The sequence below is a fragment of the Candidatus Nanoarchaeia archaeon genome (genome assembly GCA_035290625.1).
Lineage (GTDB): Archaea > Nanobdellota > Nanobdellia > Woesearchaeales > DATDTY01 > DATDTY01.
The window spans coordinates 1-5,659 of sequence record DATDTY010000007.1; the positions used below are offsets into that span (position 1 = coordinate 1).

General features: G+C 49.0%; 4 protein-coding genes. 2 read left to right on the forward strand and 2 right to left on the reverse strand.

Annotated features, from left to right (window positions below; translation table 11 throughout):
* Window positions 1-195: 195 nt before the first annotated feature.
* Window positions 196-1,266, forward strand: a complete 1,071-nt coding sequence (locus tag VJB08_00465) for an aminopeptidase (protein ID HLD42444.1) — start codon at window positions 196-198, stop codon at window positions 1,264-1,266.
* 44 nt (window positions 1,267-1,310) lie between these two features.
* Here the strand turns inward: VJB08_00465 and VJB08_00470 are convergent, their stop codons facing one another.
* Window positions 1,311-3,515, reverse strand: a complete 2,205-nt coding sequence (locus VJB08_00470; GenBank protein HLD42445.1) for a glycosyltransferase — start codon at window positions 3,513-3,515, stop codon at window positions 1,311-1,313.
* Window positions 3,516-3,755: 240 nt separating this feature from the next.
* The gene (locus tag VJB08_00475; GenBank protein ID HLD42446.1) at window positions 3,756-4,787 is read right to left on the reverse strand and encodes a pesticidal protein Cry7Aa; all 1,032 of its coding nucleotides are present in this window, start codon (window positions 4,785-4,787) and stop codon (window positions 3,756-3,758) included.
* A gap of 196 nt (window positions 4,788-4,983) precedes the next feature.
* Between VJB08_00475 and VJB08_00480 the strand changes: the two genes are divergently transcribed.
* The gene (locus VJB08_00480; protein HLD42447.1) at window positions 4,984-5,226 is read left to right on the forward strand and encodes a hypothetical protein; all 243 of its coding nucleotides are present in this window, start codon (window positions 4,984-4,986) and stop codon (window positions 5,224-5,226) included.
* Window positions 5,227-5,659 lie beyond the last annotated feature (433 nt).

Sequence of the window (5,659 nt, forward strand, 5' to 3'; positions counted from 1 at the left end):
ATCCTGCCAAGTCAGCGATTTCCTGTTGTGTTTTCCCTTGGTTTGCCCACTTAAGGACAAGTTCGCGTGTTTGAAGGTTTAACATGCAAACAAGAAAACACAGATACTATATAAACTATGCGTTATTTTTGTCTTATACTAGTTGGGCGGCAAAAACCATAACACTAATAAATCCCCCTAAAAAACACTCCCGTTATGATTGATGAGCGGGAGAAGAAGCTGGCTCACATCTTTGTGAACCATTCTCTCACAGTTAAGAAAGGAGATATCATCAAGATAACATGCGGGATCGAGGCGAAGAGCCTTGTTTTGGAGACCTGCAGGCTGATTCTGGAGAAGGGAGCAATACCGAGAGTGGATGTTGATCTCCCGGGATTTGCGTATACATTTTTCAAGCATGCTCCTCCTGAAGTCCTAACCACCTACCCGAAAATCGCTGATTACGAAGCAAGGAATGTTGACGGGATGATCCGGATCAGCTGCGACCGGAATACCCGGGAGATGAGCTCGATTAATCCAAAGAAGCAGGCTGAACGCAGGCTTGTGACAAAGGAGATTTCTGAGATTACCCTCAAGAAAGACAATTGGGTCATCTTTGACTATCCTACAGAAGCCCTTGCCCAGGATGCTGAGATGAGCCTAGAGGAATTTGAGGATTTTGTATACGGAGCCTGTCTTGTTGATTATGACGAGATGTCAAGGAAAGAGGATATCCTCAAGGAGGTTCTTGACAAGGGGAATGATGTCCATATTGTTGGAAAGAACACTGACCTGAGGTTTTCCATCAAGGGAAGGGAAGGAATCAAATGCTGCGGGAACAGGAATATTCCGGATGGCGAGTGCTTTATTGCGCCAGTTGAGACTTCCACGGAAGGGCATATCGAATACGATTTCCCTGCCATTTATGGGGGAAGAGAAGTGGATGGCGTCAGGCTGGAGTTCAAGGAGGGGAAGGTTGTAAAGGCAACAGCAAAGAAGAATGAAGCATACCTCAATGAAATGCTGAACATCGACAAGGGAGCGAGATATCTAGGAGAATTCGGCTGGGGGATCAATTACGGCATCAAGAAGTTTGTCAAGCAGATCCTGTTTGATGAGAAGATTGGAGGCACGATCCATCTTGCCTTAGGAATGGCGTATAAGCAAGGAGGAGGGGTCAATGATTCGGCGCTCCACTGGGATATGATCAAGGACCTGAGAAAAGAAGGGGCAGTGTATGTTGATGGGAAGTGCATTATGAAGGAAGGGAAGTTTACGATATTCTGAATTCTTGTAAGACACTTTTTCCGCTTTGAGCCCGATTGATGGCCTTACGCGTGCCTCATCTTTCCTTCAAGGGCAAGCCTCGCAAGAAGGTAAGAAATCGTCGACTCTGCCCCTTGGTTGAGATTGATCGAGGATTCTCCGACTCCGTCCTGGCATCCGCCTGTGGACTCATCATACACCATCTGCCTGAGCGAGTTCTTTCCGAGGAACCATTGGAATGCGATGCTTGCCTTGTCAAGATAGTCCTTATCCTGGGTGATTGCGTAGGCTGCAACCAAGGTCTGGACCATGGAAGAGGCGTCAACTGGCTGCTGGTCGAAGTGAGCCCTTTGACCGTTGCGGAAATACCAGCCGTTCTGGCCTACAGGCACAAATGTCCCTTTTTCAAAGGTAATGGAGATGAGGAAGTCCAATGCCCTTTTTCCAACCCTGAGGTATTCCTGATTCTTTGTCGCGTCATATGCAAACAGCAGGGCTTCAGGAAGCTTGCTGTTGGAGTAGGTCAAATTGCTTTCAAACCATTCCCAGTCTTCCTGGCTATTTGACTTAAACAAGCTGACAAGCAGGTCTGCATACGATTGGATAGCATTTCGGATCTGCCGGGCTGGCCTGACGGCATTGCAGAGATACAGCCCAAGGATCATGAAGGCGGCTGGCCGCGGCTCTGTCAGTCCATTCGCAGGAGCCAATGCTTTGCGAAAGGTCTCTTCCGCCTGCTGCTTCAGGTCTTGGGAGATTTCAGGCCGGGAAATCAGGTATCCAAGCGCCCAGACTGCCCTTCCATGGGCGTCTCTGCTCCAGTGCTGCATGTTAATCTTTCTGTCATGATCAACGTGATTGTAAAGCTTTCCATCCGGAGCCTGGACGTAGCTGATAAAATTCAGGTATGTCCTGATTAGCCGAAGCATGACCGGGCTTTGCCTGTCCTTGTATCTCCTGCAGCAGACAATTAAGGCTCTGGAATTGTCATCCAAGGTGTATCCCGAGGCCTTGTCCGGAGCAGTGTGGTTAGAGAACTGGATCACGCCAAATCTGTCTGTCATCCTCATGAGATGCGTGAGCTTGAGCTTTGGAAGCTTCTTCTCATCCCTTGCCCCTATATCCTCCTTGAATACATTCATATAGGATAAAGCTATGTTTGGCCAGAGCATCTTGCGCGTTGCTGCATAAGCATTTCTTTCCATCTCTTTTCTCAGCTGCTCATGGGTGATCAGCTTGGTAATGGCATCAGTGAACTGCTTCGGCTTTCCGAAATCCACAAGAATGCCGCGATCCGGAGTTACTGCCTCCTGCGCATGGAGGAAAGGAGTGGAAACCACTGCCCTGCCGCATCCCATGGCATATGCCAATGTTCCGCTTACAATCTGGTTCGGATTCAAAGACGAGGAGATGTAGATGTCTGTTGCCTTGAGGTATTGCACAATCTCCTGAAGCCGGAGGTATTTATTGTAGAACTTAACGTTTTTCTCCAATCCGAAGCTCTTAACCCTCTCGGTAAGCTCGTTCCGGTAGCTCTCTCCCTGCTCCCTCCTCACCACTGGGTGAGTCTGGCCAATGATGAGGTATACCACATTCGGGTGTTTTTTAACAACTTCTGGAAGGGCCTGGATCACGTGCTCGTAACCTTTGCCAGGGCCCATCATGCCGAAGGAGGTCAGGACAATCTTATCTCCAAATCCCAACCGCTCTTTTTCCTTCCTGCTGGAAACAAAAGGACATGCCGGGATGCCGTGAGGGACAACGGTGATCTTTGAGGAGATGCCATAGTCATTCCGGAGAATGTCGACAGCAGTTGCAGTAGGCACGATGATGTGGCTTGCCTTTTCTGCAATTCCCTGAACGACTTTCCTCAGCTTGTCTTCGGGCTGGGGCAGGACGGTGTGGAAGGTCACTACAATCGGCTTCTGCAGAACTTCAAGGAAGGCGATGATGTAGTCGCCGTAGATGCCGCCGAAGATTCCGAATTCGTGCTGGATGTTGACGATCTTTATTGCGCCATTCTCGTTGATCTTTCTGGCAGCGTCGACGTATTCCTGGATATCAGTATCGCTCACCTGGTAGATGGCGTCTTCGGGATAATTGTAGATATTAACATCTTTGTTCAAAGCAAGAATCTTGGATTTCAGCTTTGGATTGAATTTGCGGTCCATCGCTTGCGTCAAATCTTTGGTGAAGGTCGCAATTCCGCATTCGCGGGGCGGAAAGGTGCTGACGTAGAGGATGAACGAGGGCTTTTCTCTGCCTTTCATTGTCCAGCTCATTGAGGAAGTTCTTTATAAAACCTCTGTTTTGGAACTCTGTTTTGGCTCGGGTGAAAATGAAGGCCGCATCATCCGTGAGCCTTCTTTACAAAAAGATACCACAACGACAAGGGGGATGTCCCTGACGGGGATATGTCGCTCCTTGCTCACATACGCACAAGGCGAACTCGATGCTGCCCGAACGAAGCGAGATTTTCACCAGAGCCTTTTGGCTGTGCATCAGACTTTTCAGCTCAGGCTGTCTTTCTCATGGATCAGCTCGTGGACCAGCTCGTCAATGTCGCAGGAGACTGCTGCGATGCGCTTGTCTGCTGCGCCATAGTAGATGTACAGCCTGCCGTCAAACCTTGCAGTCCCTGTCGGGAACACCACGTTCGGGACATTCCCTTTTTTTTCCCACTCCTTCTCCGGAGAAAATAAGGGATGCTTGAGATGGCCTATGACCTTTGTTGGGTCTTTCTTGTCAAGCAGGGCTGCCCCCGCCCTGTAGATCCTGCCTTTGTCCATGTCGTCCACACCGTGGTAAATCAGGAGCCATCCCTTTTCTGTCTCGATAGGCGGGCAGCCTCCTCCGATGTTCCTGACCTCATACCAATACTCTGATTCGAGGACAACATACCTGCTCAGATTCCTGAGGTAGGCCTTCCAGTAGCTTGGGGTGAGGTCGCTGAATTTCCTAAAATAAATGACCTGGATATCAGGGAGTATTCTGTGAAGAAGCGCATACCTGCCATTGATCTTTCGCGGGAAGAGGATGCCGTCTTTTTCCCAGAGAAGGACATTCTTCCCGACAATATCCTTGAAATAAGATTCGAAGAGGAAGTAGCGCTCCTTAAGGCCGTTGCACTGCCTGAAAAGATCCTCTGCCTTATCGTAGGTGAGCTCAGGGGAGAGCACTCCCATCTTTTGCCACGTCATAAGGTCCTTGCTTGCAGCGCATGCAATCCGGCAATTCTTCTTATCATAGGCAGCATAGGTCATATAATATGTTCCATCGATGTGGACTATCCGGGGGTCTTCAATGCTATACTCGGACCTTCCTGAAGATGTTAGAACCGGCTTTTTCATCCGCTCAATAACCCTGAGGGGGCCATCGAGCCTGCAGTATCCTATCGTCGAGCGGTTTTGGGTGTTCCAAGCCCTGTAGAACATATGCAGGTGGTTCCCTTTCTGGGCAACCGCAGGGTTAAAGACTCCCTTGTTCTCAAAGGGGAGGCTTGTCGGGCTGAGAATAATTCCATGGCGCCGAATATGAACCATGGCCTGTTTTTGGGTTGTTTGTTTATAAAGGTTTGGATGAAGGCAGCCAAGACCCGATTGCCGGAGTTCATGGATTGGAACCCTGATTGAAGCTGGCCGAAGGCAGCATTCCTCTCGAAGTATCGTCAAGAGAATACAAAAATATATAAATGACATCTGCTCAGACACCATTAGTACCTAAAAGGGGGGTAAAACAATGGCAAAAGTTATTGCAAAGACAGGAGTCAAGAGAGTAAAGGGATACCTTTATTTCTTGGATAAGAAGGGAGATGTCGCTCGGGTCCAGATGGCGCGGGCAGGCAAGAAGACCTCAAAGAAGCAGGAGGTTGTTGCCAAGGCAGGCATCAAGAGGAAGCCGGGCTGCCTCTACTTTATTGACAAGCGCGGGGATGTCTGCGAAGCCCAGATGGCCCGAGGCGGAAGAAAGAAGAAGAGGTAAGTTTTTCTATTTTTTTTTTCTTATTTTTTTGCTAAATTTTTGCCACACTTGGATTCGGCTCAGTAGAAAGTCATACGGCAGTGGCTTGCAAGCGAGCAAGGTGAGCTTGCTCGCTAGCCGCCGGCTCGCTTGTGAGGGTATATGTGATTGCTGACACCCCCGAAGGTGCTAAAAAGAGCTACGCTCTTTTGGCACACCAAAACGCCAGAGGGCGTTTTGATTGGGGCAACCCTCCGTCAGCAGTGCTGATGAAACTGAAGAAGCTCGCAGAAATGATGCCGGACTTTGTACTGAGCCCTTGGATTCATAATCTTTATAAATCAGCGCAGGGTTTTGTGGCTTGGAGGCAGCAGTGGTTACACTTATCTTCAGCCCAAGGTGGTTTTATGGAATCGACTCACTGTTTGATATCGTCTTTGTGCTGGTGTCAATA